15 protein-coding genes are annotated in these 15,940 nt (G+C 42.5%); all 15 read left to right on the forward strand.

Annotation, left to right across the window (positions count from 1 at the left end):
- Nucleotides 1–74: 74 nt before the first annotated feature.
- The 15 genes from ACSBOP_RS04850 to ACSBOP_RS04920 all read left to right on the forward strand — a co-directional run bounded on the left by ACSBOP_RS04850 (nt 75) and on the right by ACSBOP_RS04920 (nt 15,864).
- Nucleotides 75–239, forward strand: coding sequence for a hypothetical protein (locus ACSBOP_RS04850; protein WP_442603315.1), 165 nt, complete (start codon nt 75–77; stop codon nt 237–239).
- Between the two features lie 40 nt (nt 240–279).
- Nucleotides 280–699, forward strand: coding sequence for a hypothetical protein (locus ACSBOP_RS04855; protein WP_442603316.1), 420 nt, complete (start codon nt 280–282; stop codon nt 697–699).
- 26 nt (nt 700–725) lie between these two features.
- Nucleotides 726–1,853 (forward strand): transglutaminase domain-containing protein, encoded by a 1,128-nt coding sequence (locus ACSBOP_RS04860; RefSeq protein WP_442603317.1) that lies wholly within the window; start codon nt 726–728, stop codon nt 1,851–1,853.
- 111 nt (nt 1,854–1,964) lie between these two features.
- Nucleotides 1,965–4,046, forward strand: a complete 2,082-nt coding sequence (locus ACSBOP_RS04865; RefSeq protein ID WP_442603318.1) for a peptidoglycan D,D-transpeptidase FtsI family protein — start codon at nt 1,965–1,967, stop codon at nt 4,044–4,046.
- Nucleotides 4,047–4,347: 301 nt separating this feature from the next.
- The gene (gene asnB / locus ACSBOP_RS04870; RefSeq protein ID WP_442603319.1) at nt 4,348–6,222 is read left to right on the forward strand and encodes an asparagine synthase (glutamine-hydrolyzing); all 1,875 of its coding nucleotides are present in this window, start codon (nt 4,348–4,350) and stop codon (nt 6,220–6,222) included.
- Between the two features lie 22 nt (nt 6,223–6,244).
- The gene (locus tag ACSBOP_RS04875) at nt 6,245–6,994 is read left to right on the forward strand and encodes a Cof-type HAD-IIB family hydrolase (RefSeq protein ID WP_442603320.1); all 750 of its coding nucleotides are present in this window, start codon (nt 6,245–6,247) and stop codon (nt 6,992–6,994) included.
- A 27-nt stretch (nt 6,995–7,021) separates the two neighbouring features.
- Complete coding sequence (locus ACSBOP_RS04880; RefSeq protein ID WP_442604380.1) at nt 7,022–7,498, forward strand: DUF456 domain-containing protein; 477 nt, start codon at nt 7,022–7,024, stop codon at nt 7,496–7,498.
- A gap of 17 nt (nt 7,499–7,515) precedes the next feature.
- Complete coding sequence (locus tag ACSBOP_RS04885; RefSeq protein WP_442603321.1) at nt 7,516–9,210, forward strand: putative polysaccharide biosynthesis protein; 1,695 nt, start codon at nt 7,516–7,518, stop codon at nt 9,208–9,210.
- A 159-nt stretch (nt 9,211–9,369) separates the two neighbouring features.
- The gene (locus tag ACSBOP_RS04890) at nt 9,370–10,938 is read left to right on the forward strand and encodes a copper amine oxidase N-terminal domain-containing protein (protein WP_442603322.1); all 1,569 of its coding nucleotides are present in this window, start codon (nt 9,370–9,372) and stop codon (nt 10,936–10,938) included.
- Nucleotides 10,939–10,971: 33 nt separating this feature from the next.
- A complete protein-coding gene (locus ACSBOP_RS04895) occupies nt 10,972–11,316 on the forward strand; it encodes a thioredoxin family protein (RefSeq protein WP_442603323.1) in 345 nt (114 codons plus the stop codon).
- Nucleotides 11,317–11,484: 168 nt separating this feature from the next.
- The gene (locus ACSBOP_RS04900) at nt 11,485–12,438 is read left to right on the forward strand and encodes a COX15/CtaA family protein (protein WP_442603324.1); all 954 of its coding nucleotides are present in this window, start codon (nt 11,485–11,487) and stop codon (nt 12,436–12,438) included.
- A 25-nt stretch (nt 12,439–12,463) separates the two neighbouring features.
- Nucleotides 12,464–13,153 (forward strand): Cthe_2314 family HEPN domain-containing protein, encoded by a 690-nt coding sequence (locus ACSBOP_RS04905; protein ID WP_442603325.1) that lies wholly within the window; start codon nt 12,464–12,466, stop codon nt 13,151–13,153.
- A gap of 25 nt (nt 13,154–13,178) precedes the next feature.
- Complete coding sequence (locus tag ACSBOP_RS04910; RefSeq protein WP_442603326.1) at nt 13,179–13,970, forward strand: SDR family oxidoreductase; 792 nt, start codon at nt 13,179–13,181, stop codon at nt 13,968–13,970.
- Nucleotides 13,971–13,992: 22 nt separating this feature from the next.
- Nucleotides 13,993–14,316: a YnfA family protein gene (locus ACSBOP_RS04915; RefSeq protein WP_442603327.1), complete on the forward strand. Its 324-nt coding sequence runs from the start codon at nt 13,993–13,995 to the stop codon at nt 14,314–14,316.
- Between the two features lie 30 nt (nt 14,317–14,346).
- Entirely contained in the window at nt 14,347–15,864 is a 1,518-nt protein-coding gene (locus ACSBOP_RS04920; protein ID WP_442604381.1) for an FGGY-family carbohydrate kinase, read from the forward strand.
- The last annotated feature ends 76 nt before the right edge of the window (nt 15,865–15,940 follow it).

Genomic DNA, 15,940 nt, shown 5'->3' on the forward strand with positions numbered 1-15,940 from the left:
TGTACATACTCTACATGGTTACGCGACTTGTCCTGCACATATACCACATTTACATAAAGAAAGGAGTGTAAGTGATGGATTACCTCTGGATTATGATGGCCTTATTAATCGTCATGTTTCTTATTCGAATGCGTCATGCGCGCCGTAAATCACGCATGAATTGGAACAAAGGGGAAGAAATACAACATAAATTAAAACAATTAAGGCAAAAAAGGGATGATGATAACGAAGGTGTATAGTATGATGATAGATGAATTGGGAAAATTGGGGGAGTGGAGTATGGATCAATGGATGTCATTTTTACAAGAACGATGGATATTGATATTAGCGGCAGTTATTGTATTGATTATTGTCGTTAGTATTGTAAAAACGATCATGAAATGGGTGATCGTATTTGCGATCATTGCAGGTGTTGTTATTTATGGCGTACAATATACCGATACGCTAAAGACGGTTGGAACAACTGTAGTCAACGAGATTAAGACACAAGCGATTAAAGCGCTTAGCGATGATATGAAAGATGCAAAATATGTGGTAAACAAAGATGGTTCTTTTGAAGTATCGACAAAGAACTTGAAGATGGAAGGTAAAGCTGGTTCCAATGAACTCCAGGTTACTTTTCTAGGACAAACTTTTAAAATGGAAGCAGATGCTGCTGTTAAAGCCTTAATTGAACAAGCGAAGGCTAACGCAAAATAATGAACACAAGAAAGGATTGATGAGCAATGGCACCATTTTTTAACGTGATCTCGCTGCTGCTTATTGCAATCCTTGTTTTTTCTGCCATACAAGGTGGGCGACGTGGCGCATCAGGATCTGTTCGTCATTTAATTTCCATGGTGAGTTCGGGACTGCTCTCAATTGTCGCAATCGTAGCTGCATGGTATATCGTACAAGGCGTTTCTCCTTGGTTTCATCAATGGCTGCTTAACAAGAATGTGCAAATCCCTGTGGGCGAAGTTGGAGTGTGGAAGCAAGTTTACTATACCTTTGTAACAGGTATTCGTGATTTTCCACTCTTTCGATTCTCGATACTATTCGTCATCGTGTATTTGATTTTGAAACAGATCTTGTTCTTTATCATCGGTCCTATATTTGAACGCTGGCAGCATATAGGTGGACGTCCGTCCCATTCATCGCCAACGGTAATTAGTGCAGTAGTTGGTGGTCTTGTTGGAACAGTCGGTGGCGCTGTACGAGGACTTATTGTCCTTGTTGTCTTGTTTATGTATGTAACTTTATTCCCGCAGACGCAGTTCGCAACGTATATCCAAAACTCAACATTGTATCAAAAAGGTGCGGAGCAAATCATCGAGCCTTTTACAGGTAAAATGCTTGCGGACAATCTACCTGTTATTACAAGAGCGATGGAGCAGGATTTCAAAGGGCTTCTGCAGCGGAAGTATGAAGTCTTAGATGCTAATATATCTTCTGATATTGTAAAAGCTGCTCAAGAAGTGGCAGCAAAAGGCAAGACAGACGAAGAAAAAGCGAAACTGCTCTATCAATGGATCGGCTCACGAGTCCAGTATGATTGGGATAAAGTGAAGCTGTATGAAGAGAAACAAATATGGAAAGAGCAGACGCCGGAAGATACATTTAATACTCGCAAAGGCGTATGCATCGATTATTCGAGATTGTATGCGGCAATGGCAAGAGTGGTAGGACTTGATGCGAAAGTCATTACAGGTCTTGGCTATGACGGCAAAGGCGGATATGGCGCTCATGCGTGGAACGAGGTTTATTTGAAAGATAGCAAGGCATGGATACCACTTGATTCAACTTGGGTGTCGTCTGGTGGGAATTGGTTTAATCCCCCTAACTTTGAAAAAACACACATACGAGATGCTTAGATACACGAGAGAGTTTTTTTCTGAGAAATGGAAAAAGCTCTTTTTTTTGATTGCCGAGATTATGTGTTAAAATAAAGGGCAAGAAGTCTGCTAGAAAGGAAAGGTTTAATTGTGAGAAAGCAAATTTTGCATCGTGATGATGATCCGCAAAAAAACGAAAAAACGAAAAAACGCCACTTTTCGTTTCGGATTAATTTATTTTTCTTCCTTACTTTTGTTTTGTTCTCTATCTTGATCGTTAAATTAGCGATTTTACAGTTCGTAGAAGGGAAGCAGCTAACTGCCGAAGCACAGCGAATTAATAATCGTGACACACAGATCGCTCCGATTCGTGGCAACATTTATGATAAGGATGCATATCCGGTTGCATATTCGGTATCTGTTCAATCTGTATTCTTCCGTATGGAGACGGGACTTCCTCAGAAGCCGAGAGATGAGTACATTCAACTTGCTTATAAACTGGAAGAAGTATTTAAGAAATATGGAAAAGAAGGATCTAAGAAACCATCTGCTGATGAAATTATTAAAACGATGGATGTTGGTTATGACATCAATAAACAACCGACAAAAGAACCTGGTCTTTATTATGTCGCACGCCGGATTAAAGAGGATTTATCGAAGGAAGAGATTGCCTATATCCTTGAGCATCGGGATGAATTCAAGTGGCTTGAAGTGAATGAGGAAAGCAGTCGTCGCTATGATACCAACCCGATTGCTGCACAGCTAGTTGGTTATATGCGACCGTACGATTCAGCTAATAAATTGTCACTGTATAAAGATTCAGATGAGAATCGGAAGAAATACCGCGATAAAGAATATGTTGGTTTTGATGGTTTGGAATACATGTATCAAAATGAACTTCGTGGCGAGAGCGGTATTAAGTCGTATCCTGTTAACCTCAAAGATACGATTGTAGGTTTACCAACGATTCAGAAGCCAGAAAAAGGCCACAACCTTTATCTAACTCTTCAAAAGGATGTTCAGCGAGCGACGCAGCAAGCAATTACTGATCAGATCAAAAGTATGCAGGCTTCAAGTGGTAATAAATACTCAAGTGCACCGAATGCAACAACCGGTTATGCGGTTGCGATCGAAGTGAAGACTGGTAAAGTTGCCGCGATGGCATCGATGCCTGACTACGATACGAATAAGTGGATTGGTGGTTTCAGCGACGAAGAATATCAAAAGTTTAAATCGGTTGTGAACAACGGGACGATTCGTGCCTCATATCCGAAACTACCGGATGCCCAGATTGCAAACAGATTAAATTCGATGGTCTATATGGGCTCTGTTATTAAGCCACTCTCCATTCTTGTTGGACTAAATGAAAAATTGTTCTCTCCTTATGAAAAGTACAATGATACAGGGAGATTTACCTGGGGTATTAAAGGAAGAGAAGCATCGATTAATAACTCTGACGGCGCTGCGCATGGATTAATTAATTCTTCTGATGCGATACGCTACTCATCCAATACATTCATGTCGGCGATGGTAGGAAATAAATTGCATGAGAAATATACAACGAAAGAGACGCCAACCAAAGCGATTGATACGTGGGATAGTTACTTGAATAAATTTGGTCTTGGAGTTTTAACGGGTTCAGGTTTACCGTTCGAATCCGCAGGCAGCAGTGAGTACAAGGATGCATCTCAAAATGAGCCTGTGCAATCCCGGATGATTCGTGCATCTTGGGGGCAAAATGAGAAGTATACAACGCTGCAGCTCGCACAATTTGCAGCAACGCTAGCTTCCAAAGGTAAGCGGATGAAGCCGCAGTTTGTCGAGAAAATTACGACATTTGATGGAGAACTCGTTCAAGGTTTTACACCTGAGGTCTTAAATGAAGAGAAATTCCCGAATGAATATTGGAAAGTAATTGAAGACGGTATGAAACAAGTAAGGGTGCAGGGTTTCGATGGCTTTCCATACTCATTCGCTTCGAAAACAGGTACATCCACACAAACTTTAAAAGGGCAAAACGTCGATAATGCCGTGTTTATCGCGTATGCTCCAGTTGAAAACCCGACCCTTGCAATTGCCGTTGTCGTACCTGAGGGTGGGTATGGTGCATGGAATGCGGCTCCAATTGCGCGTAAGATGTTCGATGCTTATGATCAACATGTCGGACTGACAGGTACACCTAAACCTGTTGCACCACCAAGTTCGACGCAAACACCGCCTCCTAACCGCTAGAATATTAATTTAATGAATCATAGAAAACAAGAGACTTTTTCCCGCAATCACCTTTGTTAGACAGGTGCATATACTGCGGGTAAAGGGTCTCTTTTTTTAACCAAAAAGTTGCATCGAGTAAACAATATGTCTTTTGGGCAAACGGAGGGATTAGGATGAAAAGGAGACGTCTCATCGCTTCACTTAAGCGTTTGATCATCACCATGATTTTTCTATAACATTTTTCGTTCTAGCCAAGGTGTGCTATACTTACGTATCAAGCATCAAGTTGTCAGTTACTTATACGGAGGTGTATTTCACCGTGTGCGGAATCACTGGTGTACTATATTTTGAAGATCGGGAACCTTCCCAACACATGTTACAAGCGATGACAGATGTGATTGAGCATCGCGGACCGAACGACAGCGGATTTTGGACAGAGAATCGGATTGGTCTAGGTTTTCGTCGGTTGTCGATTATTGATTTGGCAGCAGGTCATCAACCGCTGTGTAATGAAGATGAGTCTGTTTGGATTGTTTTTAATGGAGAGATTTACAATTATAAAAGCTTGCGCAGCATGCTGACGGATCGTGGGCATATTTTCCGTACTCATAGTGATACGGAAGTCATTGTTCATCTGTACGAGGAGTTTGGAGAAGAGTGCGTGAAGCACCTTCGCGGAATGTTTGGCTTCTGCATATGGGATCGCAATAAAAAGCAGCTTTTCGGTGCACGCGATCACTTTGGGATTAAACCATTCTACTACCACCTCTCGGGCCGTCAGTTTTTGTTTGGGTCAGAGATTAAGAGTTTGCTTCAAGCAGAAGGTATGAATCGCTTGATCCATACGGATAGCTTGCTTAATTACTTAACGTTCCAATACGTACCAGAGCCGAACACGATGTTCGAAGGTATTCAGAAGCTCCCACCAGGTCATTTTGTAAAAGTGACATACGATGGTGACATGACAATTGAACGTTATTGGGACCCGATGTTTGATCCCATTGATCGTCCTTTTGATGAGTATGTGGAACAAATTCGCGCAACACTTGAAGATTCAGTTAAGCACCATATGGTGAGTGATGTAGATCGTGGTTGCTTCTTGTCAAGCGGGATTGATTCAACGGCAATTGCCGCACAGATGAAACGTATCGAGCCCATTCGTACATTCTCTGTTGGTTTTGAAGGGGCTAATAATGAAACGATTATTGCTAGGCAGACAGCTGAAGCGCTTGGAACCGATCATTATGAGAGAATCATCTCGAAAGATGATTACTTTGCATCGCTGCCTAAAGCGATCTGGCATCAGGACGAGCCTGTAGCGGATCCATCGGCAATTGCGCTGTACCATGTTGCACAGCTTGCTCGTGAGCATGTAACGGTTACACTTTCTGGTGAAGGTGCGGACGAACTGTTCGGCGGCTATCGCATTTATAATGAGCCCTCATCGCTACGTCCATTAGAACGCTTGCCACTGCCACTGCGTCGAATGATTAACCGTATGGCACGCATGCTGCCAAGCAGTATGTATGGACGCAATTATATGCTTCGCGGTACGACGCCGCTTGAAGAACGCTTCTTGGGCAACGCGAAGATATTTACCGAATCCATGAAGTCTGAGGTTCTTCGACTGGATTCAGAAATGCTTCGTCATTACAAGAATCCACAACAGATTGCAAGTGAATATTATGCAAAAACAAAACATCAAGATCCGGTAACACGTATGCAGTACATCGATATGAATTTATGGATGCCAGGCGACATTCTCATGAAAGCTGATAAAATGACGATGGCACATTCACTAGAACTTCGCGTTCCGTTTTTGGACAAGGAGTTATTCGAAGTGGCACGTCGCATTCCAGCTAAATATCGAATCGCGGGTGGAACAACGAAATATATTTTCCGTAAAGCAATGGAAGGTATTATCCCTGATTTTATCTTGGATCGTCCTAAGCTTGGTTTCCCAGTACCGCTTCGTGATTGGATGAAAGACTCCACGGGCATCATGATTTTGGAACAAATTAAAGCAAGTGGCATTGAAGATTATATTAACATTCAAGCCGTAGAAGAGATGCTGCATAAGCATCGCAATGGTCAAGGCGACTATGCGCGCCGCATATGGACAATTTATATTTTTGCTTTATGGCATGTAACGTATATGGAAGATGTTCCGCAAAAAGCAGTTCTGACGCACTAGAATAGGGAGGTTTTTTACAACAATGTCAACCACTTATAAACTCGTTGCTCTGGATATGGATGGAACCGTTCTGAATGAAGAAAAGCATATTTCCGAAAGAAACCGCAAAGCGATTGCGGATGCAATTGAAGCCGGTGTGACGGTCATGTTCTCAACAGGACGTGGCGTGCAAAGTGCTAGGCCTTATATTGAAGATTTGGGCCTGAAGGCTCCAATCGTATCCGTGAATGGTAGTGAGGTGTGGAAATCGCCGGATGAATTGCATAAGCGTGTGCTTGTATCTGCGGATACAATTCACAAGCTGCATGCACTAGCACTTGAGTATGGCTCTTGGTATTGGGCTTATGCAGTTGAAGGTTTGTTCAATAAGGAAAAATGGCTCGAGAATATCGACGAACTGAATTGGCTGAAATTCGGTTTTTATGAGGAAGATGCAGAAAAGCTTGCTGAAATCCGTAGAACGGTTGAGTCATGGGACCTTTTTGAAATAACGAATTCGCACTTAAGCAATATTGAATTGAACCCTAAAGGGATTTCCAAAGGCAGCGGCATGATTGAAGTCTGCAAACTGCTCGGTATAACGATGGATCAAGTGATTGCGATGGGTGATTCCCAGAACGATCTAGCGATGATTCGCGCTGCAGGTCTTGGTGTTGCAATGGGCAATGCGCAAGATGAAGTAAAAGCTGCGGCTGATTTGGTCACAGTAACAAATGATGAAGATGGTGTAGCTGCGATTATTGAAGAGTATGTACTGGGTCGCACGCGCTAATTGATAATGTTGAGGTGAAACCTTGTGATGGACATATTAGGCTGGCTGCTTATTGTAGCATTGTTCATTATCGGCATGCTCGGGACGGTGTTTCCGATTTTGCCTGGCGTATTTGCTGTTTACGCTGCTTTTTTCGTCTACGGATGGTTTTTCAGCTTTGAACCTTTCGGTTTCTGGTTCTGGACGATTCAAACCTTGATTGTTGTCATTATATTCGTTGCAGATTATGCGGTTTCAGCGATGGGCGTAAAGAAATTTGGCGGATCGAAGGCATCTGTTATTGGTTCCACGATTGGTCTGATTATCGGACCTTTCGTGATTCCGGCTTTTGGTCTGATTCTGGGACCGTTTATTGGGGCGGTTATCGGAGAGCTCATCATTGGAATGAGCATGAAACAGGCAATTAAGTCTGGAGTGGGCTCTGTAATTGGGTTTTTCTCTAGTGTTGTTGTCAAAGTGATCTTACAGCTCGTCATGATTATCGTATTTATTATCTGGATTTAAGGAAGAAGGAAGTCGCTTTGTCCAAAGATTCACTTGTAAAAGGAACGATTATTTTAACCGTCGCTGCGCTTGTGGCACGGTTCCTTGGTGTTTTTCAACGTATACCACTTGTCTATCTATTAGGCGATGAGGGTATGGGATCTTACTCCATTGCGTTTAACTTATATTCGGTACTGCTTGTCATTGCAACGGCAGGTATTCCAAGTGCGCTGAGTAAAATGATCTCCGAGCGTACCGCACTTGGACGTTACGAAGAAGCAGATCGCATCTATCGTGCCTCTATTCTTTTTGCGATCGTTGCCGGGGTTGTTGCAGCGAGTGTGTTATTCGCGTTATCAGCATGGTTTGCGGCTGATGTATCGAAAGACCCGATGGCTGTACTGGCTACTCAAGCTGTAGCACCAGGATTGCTGCTATTCCCTGTAATCGCAGTGATGCGCGGGTACTTCCAGGGTCGTCAGCATATGATGCCAAATGGTGTGTCTCAAGTCGTTGAGCAGATCTTCCGTTTAGTTGTAGCGGTTGGTCTTGCTTATGCTTTACTTAGCATCTCGCATGAATGGGCGATTGCAGGTGCATCATTCGGTGGTGTAGCAGGTGGCGTGGCAGCACTTGGTGTCATGATATACTATACAGTCAAGCTTAAACGGAAAGACGCTAGAGAGGCCGTTACACCGAACTCAACACCATCTCCAGCAGGGGGGAAAAGTAGTAGCAACCGTACTTCTTCCAATACACCTGTTCTTACAGGTTATGGCAGTATATATGCGGCATTGCTCAAATTGTCCATTCCGATTGTCATATTCTCTATTACGGTTACGCTTGTATACAGTATTGATTCTTCCTCCGTAATTCCATTACTACAAGATAAGTTTACAACAGAAGGTGCTCGGGAGATTCTTGGTATATTAGGAGGACGAGCGCAGTCGTTAGCGGGAATTCCAATTATTCTAGCGATTGCACTGAGTCAGTCGGTTGTTCCTTTGATATCATCATCATTTTCACGCGGAGAGATGGATCATGTGAAGCATCATACCTCGCGTGTGCTGCAGCTTGCGATTTTAACAGGACTGCCAATGGTACTTTTGATCGTTCTGGCAGCAAGACCATTGGATGGATTTATTTTCGGTTATGAGAAAAGTGTGTACGGCTATGAGAATGCGCCTTATATTATCGGGCTGCTGACGATAAGTGCTATGTTCCAAATTATCATGCAGACTTCCGGGGCTGTATTGATGGGAATGGGACGAATGAAGCCGTTAATGCTAGCTGTATTAGTTGGAATCGGATCGAAGCTGGCATTGAACTACTTGCTTGCTCCATGGCTCGATATTTATGGCATTGTGATTGCTACAGGGGTTTGTTTTATCGTCATGTCTTGTATCAATATCAGTGTGCTGCGTCAATCTGTGGCATTTCGGATGTTTACCCGCAGCAAATGGATTGGACTTATTGTATCGACTCTTGTTATTTGTGCAGTTGGGATTGGGCTTGAGCAGCTTACACACACGTACATCCATCTGTTCTCCATGGATCGCTTGAACGAAGGTTTGAACGCTTGTATCGTAAGTGCGGTTGTGTTAGCGATGTATCCACTTATGTTAATGCTGACGAAAGTCGTCACAAAGGAAGATGTTCGTAATCTTCCAGGTCCTATACAAAAGATTATTGCACGTGTGGCAAGAATGGCAAAACGGGGTCAAGCCTCATAAAACATCAATCATAGCGAATGAACCAGAAGAGTAATTCTTCTGGTTTTTTTGTTTTCATAGAAATTTCATAATAATTTCAAAATAACGTGCGACTATTCGCAAACAAAAACGTATAAATTAGAGTATTGTTATTTTTATATTAAGTACATAAGGAGTGGTATGATGTTTTTAAAGAAATGGAAGGTATTGCTAAGCGCTAGTCTTGCAGCATTGCTGTTAGTGCTTACTGGCTGCGCAAGTTTCACAGGATTTGATACGAGTAAGGTCGTTGCGAATGCAATGAATGTGACATCTACAGAATCGAACCAGACAGTCTCCCTTGAAATTGTTCCGGGCGATGGTATGAAATTATTACCAGAAGATAAAGCCATGTATGATCTTATGAAATCTATTAAGCTATCATTCAACAATACGAAGCAGCAAGATGTAAATACAATGTCGACAACAGGAACGCTTCAAATTGGTACCCGTACAGTTCCGTTCAAACTTGCGATGAATACTAAAGAAATGACGATCATGATCGAGGGTGCGAAGAAACCAATCGTACTTCAAATGAATTCAGATGCATCACTAGCGTTATTGAATGCAAGTGGTCTAAAGCTTAATGATTTACAAGCGAAATACAAGGAAATGATGCAATCATTAGTTTCTTACTTCGTCAAGAGTGCACCAACACCAACTGATCTATCTGTTAAACCCTTAGCAGCGAAAATTAACGGCGAAAGTCTTAATCTAGTTAATCTTCACGTAGATATGAATGGTCCACAAATTATTGATTTCGCGAAGCAATTGTTAACGAACATTTCGAAAGATGAGAAAGGTCTTAAAGAGCTAATTAGCGGACTTTACGATGTTGTTATTCCAATTGTAAAAGAAGCGATGAAGAATGATCCGGATGCTGGCGAGCTTCCAAGTATGATGGATAATAAAGAACTTGCAGTAGCAGCTGCATACCAAGCTGTTTCAACAGAGCTTAAGAAAGCAGTAGAAAATTTTGATCAAGCAGCGCAAGACAAAACATTGACATCAGTATTGAGCAAAAACACAAGCATTAAATTTGACATCGCGGTAGATAGTGTATTTGCAATTCGCAAGTCAAACTTCGAGCTTAATATTACATTGCCTAAAGACGTTGCTATGGCTGGACCAAAAGCAATTAATCTTAAAGTAACGAATGAACAATGGAATGTAAATAAGCCTGTAAAGGCGGATACAATTGATACATCTGCAGGTGCGATTGTTGTAAATCCAGAAGGTCCAAATGCGTCCGAACCGATTTCTGCAAGTCAAATGCTAAAAAATCTCGATCCAAAATCAGATGCTTATAAGCTGCTTATGGACGATTTTAAAGTAACAAAGAAAAACATTAAATTGTTCATCTCAGATGAGTCAGACTTTGATGAGTATGATTATCCTAGACCTTATAAAGCAAATGGTAACACAACGATGGTACCTGCACGCTTTGTTGCGCAAAGTTTAGATGGTTTGGTAAAATGGGATGAATCGACGAACCAAATTACAATTACAGATGACTTGTCTGGAAAAGTGATAGTACTTACGATCAATTCCAACAATGCGCTTGTAAACGGTAAAGCAGTCGATATGGGATCAGCTGCTGTAATCAAAGAAGGTACTACATTCATTCCGCTGCGCTTTATCGCGGATCAAATGGGTGCAAAAGTAGCTTGGAATGAAGAAGCGCAGCTTGTTACGATTACTCGTGACTAATCGAGAATTAATCGAAAGATAGAGGGAATTCGGATGCAAAAAATATCTACAGAGCAGCGATTTCGTGAAGAAATAGCCAGCGATACACTTACGATTGCTGTCTTTAAAACGGTGTGGTGTAAGGATTGTCATTTTATTGATCTCTTTATGCCAGACGTTGTACAACATTATGCGAATCAAGTAAAGTTTATCGAACTTGACCGCGATGAGGTACTAGATTTGTGTGAAGAACTGCATATTCTAGGTATTCCAAGTTTTATTGCTTTCAAAAAAGGGCAAGAAGTTGTTCGTTTTGTAAGCAAATTGCGTAAAACACGTGATGAAATCGAGCAATTCGTGGACCGTGCAATTGCGGTAAGCGCTGCGCTTGGACAATAAGGAAAAGTGTGAAAAGGCATGCGCCCAGAATTGTTTCTGGAGCATGTCTTTTTGTATGTTTCTACATGTTTTTTGCCTTCAATCGTTTGTCACAATTGTGAATAGCAATAGATTCAGAATATCGCTATAATTAAGGGTGGAATTAATCGAGACAGGGCGTGTTTACTTTTGGAAAAACGTATAAAAACCTTATCTTTCCTTACAACACTTATGATGTTATTCGTATTAATTGGCGGTGCAGTCGTAACGAAAACCGGTTCGGGAAAAGCTTGCGGTGACACTTGGCCATTATGTAATGGAGAGTTCATTCCTGCTTTTACAATTTCGAGATTGATCGAGTATAGTCACCGTTACATTTCAGGCGCGGCAGGGATGCTGCTGCTTGTCACTACGATTCTGGTATGGATATATATCAAACGTAAAGATGCCAAGTGGTTCTCAGCTGGCGCTGGATTATTTACTGTTATACAAGCCTATTTAGGGGCAATGGCTGCACTTTCTACTCCGACTTCGATTGTGAAGGCGCTGCATTTTGGCATATCGCTTATTGCCTTTGCGTTTACGTTATTACTGTGGCTTGTGTTTACCAAATGGGGGCGCTATAACACAGAAGCTGCAGCTCAATCGCTGCGTAAAATGTCAGTTGGCTTTGCAGCAATGATTTGGGGAACACTAATTTTTACATATGTAGCGGTATATTTCGGCGCTTATGTGCGTCATACAGAATCATCTGGTGGATGTATGGGCTGGCCGCTTTGTAATGGTGAATGGATACCGAGCCTTGATGGGGCAACAGGTGTTATTTTCACTCATCGCTTGATCGCCCTTGCGTTATTCATCTATACGATTGTGCTTGTGATGATTGCTTCTACACGTTATCGTGAGATTAGCCAAGTACGCACAGGAACACGTTGGGCACTGGCTTTACTTGTGGCACAAATATTTAGCGGTGCTTCTGTCACATTCACGCTTACAAGTGATTGGTACCTCTTGACGGCTTTGATACATGCGATATTAATTGCTGGATTATTTGCGGTACTTAGTTATTTATGTGTACTTACAATTTACGCCCATTTTGCCCATAAGTCTTATTTATCTGAAAAGAATAACTTCCCTTCATAAATCAGCTTAACAAGGGGTGAGAGTGATGCTGCGGTTTTTATTTGGTGAATCTCCGAGAGAAGACAATCAAGAGCTGCAAGAAGTGTTTGAAGCGATTCGGTTGGCGCAGGACGGATTAGCAGAAGGCCGTACCAAGATTCATGTCGCCCCTGAGAAAATGCGTCTTTTGGAATTGTGGTGCTCGGGTTTTATTGATGGTGTCAATGAATTGGAGCAGAGTAGTTATTGCGCACAGCGATATGCACAATTAGTGACCAAGCCGTTGCTTGAAGACATGTCTGAGCAGGAACGTTACGATTATTATCGGTTTGTTTATTTTTATAAAAACGGTATTATTCGCGTGTTCTCGATCCTGGATAAGCTGGGTTATTTTATGAATGAAGCATTAGGTTTGCAAACAGAGAAAATGAAGATCAAGTACTCATTCTTTACAGTTCTTCGCAATATGTATCACAATCATCTGCATAAAACCTTGAATGAAGAACTTTATATGCTCAAAACAGACCACAAGACAACACTTGCGAAATTAAGAAAACAACGGAATATGGAAATTCATTATATAAATGTGGATATGATGGACGATTTGATTCAAGTGGATGATACAGAAGATCGGATTGTTATTGAGAATGTGAAACAAAATGCACAAGATTTGCATGCAGCTTATGAATTGGTATGTCGATCTTTATTAAAGGTATTTACTTATATCAAAAGTTAGCAATGAATAGCATGGAGGGGAGACCATGATGGAAAAACGTACAGTCGCACTCATAACAGGCAGCAGCTCAGGACTTGGCCGTACTACTGCAATGGCGTTAGCACATCAGGGCTATGATATTGCTGTCAATTACGTACATAGTGTAGATGAAGCGCAGCTCCTCGTAAGTCAAATCCAGCAGGTTGGTGTTCGTGCAGTCGCGATCCAAGGGGATGTAACAGTTATTGAGGATGTACAGCGGCTTATTAGTAGAGTTCAAAGCTCACTTGGTGGAATCGATATTCTTGTGAATAGCGCAGGACCCTTCGTGCGGGAACGCAGACTGTTTGCAGCGTATAGCCTTGAGGAAATGGATTATTTGGTCCGTGGGAATCTGTTAAGCGTTATGCAGTTAGATGCACTTGTTTTACCGCATATGCGTGAGAATGGTTGGGGACGTATTATTCATTTTGGGTTTGGACATGCAAGTGAAGCTAGAGGTTGGCCGCATCGAGCCGTATATGCAGCGGCTAAAGTCGGGCTTGTATCATTTACGAAGACACTTGCTGAAGAAGAAGCGGCAAATGGGATTACCGTTAATATGATAGCGCCAGGCGATATTCGAGGAGCGAACAAAGAGAAGACAATTGCTGAAGTGGAGCATGTCGTGGATGAGGAAACGCCGCGTGGTCGCCCGGGTACGGGGGAAGATGTAGCAAGAATGATATCATTCCTATGCTTGCCGCAGTCTGATTTTATTACGGGAAATGTGATTGATATTACAGGTGGGCTTGATCCAATTAAGACGATTCCTGTTCTCAAGAACAAGGTACATTAAGGGAAGAAGGACGTGTTGGTGATTGTTAGCCATTGTTTTATTTGTTGTTGCTGGTTTAGCTGAAATTGGTGGCGGTTATCTGGTCTGGTTGTGGCTCAGAGAATCAAAGCCTTTGTGGTATGGAATAGTCGGAAGCCTTATTCTAATTGCTTATGGTGTGATACCGACTCTACAAAAATTTCCTTCATTTGGCCGGGTGTACGCCGCTTATGGGGGAGTTTTTATTATCTTGGCCGTGTTGTGGGGTTGGCTTGTGGATAAGAAAACACCGGATTTATATGACTGGATTGGGGCAGTAGTCTGTCTTATAGGTGTTAGCATCATGTTATGGGCACCTCGGAATTAAGCATGGAAATGTGGAGAGGAGGCATTTGTGATGAAGTTTATGGGGATTGATGTAGGCACGACGAATATTAAAGCAGGATTGTTTATGGATAATGGGACTGTCATTCGGATCGCAAGCAGACCTACTCCAACTGAACAAACCGATCAGGGTCATTATTATTATAATCCTGAAAAACTGTGGCTTACCGTAGCGGCCGTTATCCAAGAAGCAGCTGAAGCCGCAAAGCCAAGTGAGATCGCAGGTATTGGTGTTACAAGTATGGCTGAAGCGGGCTTAGTGCTTGATGCGAGATCAGGCAAACCTCGTTCGTCTATCATTCCTTGGTTCGATACTCGGACAAAAGTACAAGCGGAATGGATTGGACGTGAGAGTGATCCCTTAGAACGTTTTACAAAGACAGGGCTGCGAGCAAGTTACAAGCAGGGGCTAGCCAAGCTGCTCTGGCTGCGTGAGCATGAACAAGTTGATTTTACAAATGCGAAATGGCTATCGATGTCTGACTACATCACTTATCGCTTAACAGGAAATATGGCGACTGATTATACATTAGCTGCACGTACATTTGCTTTTCGGATAGATACGAAATGCTGGGATGAGGATTGGATTCGTCATTTTGGGTTAGAACCGGAATTGTTCCCGGAGGTTGTGCCCGCAGGAACTTCGATTGGAACTGTGTTAACAAGTATGGCGGAGCAATTAGGATTAAGTCCATCCACGACAGTTGCGATTGGCGGCCACGATCACGTATGTGCGGCATTATCGGTCGGCGCGATTCAACCCGATATCGTGTTTGACTCGATGGGGACCGCAGAAACGTTAATTGGCGTATTACCGGATCGTCCACTTGGTAAAGCTGAATTCGATTCGGGACTTTCTTTTGGTTGTCATGTAGCTGGTGGTAAACGGAACTTCTGGATGGGCGGTATAAATGCATCTGGTGGATCGGTTGAATGGATACGATCTAAGCTTGGTGATGAAGAACTAACGTATGAACAAATGGCACAGCTGCTCGCTCGTACAAAGTCAGGACCTACAGGCATCTTGTACTATCCATACTTGTCTGGAAGCGGAGCGCCGCAGTCAGATCCCTCAGCGAAAGCCGCGTTGATTGGTCTTGCCAAGCAGCATGAGAAGGGCGATCTTATTAAGGCAGTTCTTGAAGGAATTGCATATGAGATGGAATCGATTCGACGCGTAGCTGAGGTTGTGTCAGCGAAAAGGATTAATCGTATAATTGCGGTCGGTGGTGGAACACGTAATTTACATTTGATGCAAGCCAAGGCAGATGTATCTGGATGTGCAATGGTCATTTCCAATGTATCGGAAGCGGGATTACTTGGTGCAGCAATGATTGGCGGAATGGGAGCAGGTATTTTTGCAAGTGCAGATGAAGCGGTTCAACATATTGAATCCGAACATGCTCGAATTGCACACCCTCGTATCATGGTAACAAGCCCGGATCGCCATCAAGGGTACCAACAAATTTACTTAAATGGGTATGTGATGCTACAGCAGCCGCTGCGTCAATTTTACCGTGAAACATTGTAATAAATTGGCATGGAAAAAAGAGGATTATTAAGTTGAAAAATTTGGCATGATGACAGGGAATAACCCTGAAGTCATG

It is taken from the genome of Paenibacillus sp. KN14-4R, assembly GCF_052180255.1.
Classification (GTDB): Bacteria; Bacillota; Bacilli; order Paenibacillales; family NBRC-103111; genus Paenibacillus_AM.

What these genes read in the sequence shown, in the direction of transcription:
- ACSBOP_RS04850 (WP_442603315.1), top strand. Translation starts at nt 75, where the DNA reads ATGGATTACCTCTGGATTATGATGGCCTTATTAATCGTCATGTTTCTT.
- ACSBOP_RS04855 (WP_442603316.1), top strand. Translation starts at nt 280, where the DNA reads ATGGATCAATGGATGTCATTTTTACAAGAACGATGGATATTGATATTA.
- ACSBOP_RS04860 (WP_442603317.1), top strand. Translation starts at nt 726, where the DNA reads ATGGCACCATTTTTTAACGTGATCTCGCTGCTGCTTATTGCAATCCTT.
- ACSBOP_RS04875 (WP_442603320.1), top strand. Translation starts at nt 6,245, where the DNA reads ATGTCAACCACTTATAAACTCGTTGCTCTGGATATGGATGGAACCGTT.
- ACSBOP_RS04880 (WP_442604380.1), top strand. Translation starts at nt 7,022, where the DNA reads ATGGACATATTAGGCTGGCTGCTTATTGTAGCATTGTTCATTATCGGC.
- ACSBOP_RS04890 (WP_442603322.1), top strand. Translation starts at nt 9,370, where the DNA reads ATGATGTTTTTAAAGAAATGGAAGGTATTGCTAAGCGCTAGTCTTGCA.
- ACSBOP_RS04895 (WP_442603323.1), top strand. Translation starts at nt 10,972, where the DNA reads ATGCAAAAAATATCTACAGAGCAGCGATTTCGTGAAGAAATAGCCAGC.
- ACSBOP_RS04905 (WP_442603325.1), top strand. Translation starts at nt 12,464, where the DNA reads ATGCTGCGGTTTTTATTTGGTGAATCTCCGAGAGAAGACAATCAAGAG.
- ACSBOP_RS04910 (WP_442603326.1), top strand. Translation starts at nt 13,179, where the DNA reads ATGATGGAAAAACGTACAGTCGCACTCATAACAGGCAGCAGCTCAGGA.
- ACSBOP_RS04920 (WP_442604381.1), top strand. Translation starts at nt 14,347, where the DNA reads ATGAAGTTTATGGGGATTGATGTAGGCACGACGAATATTAAAGCAGGA.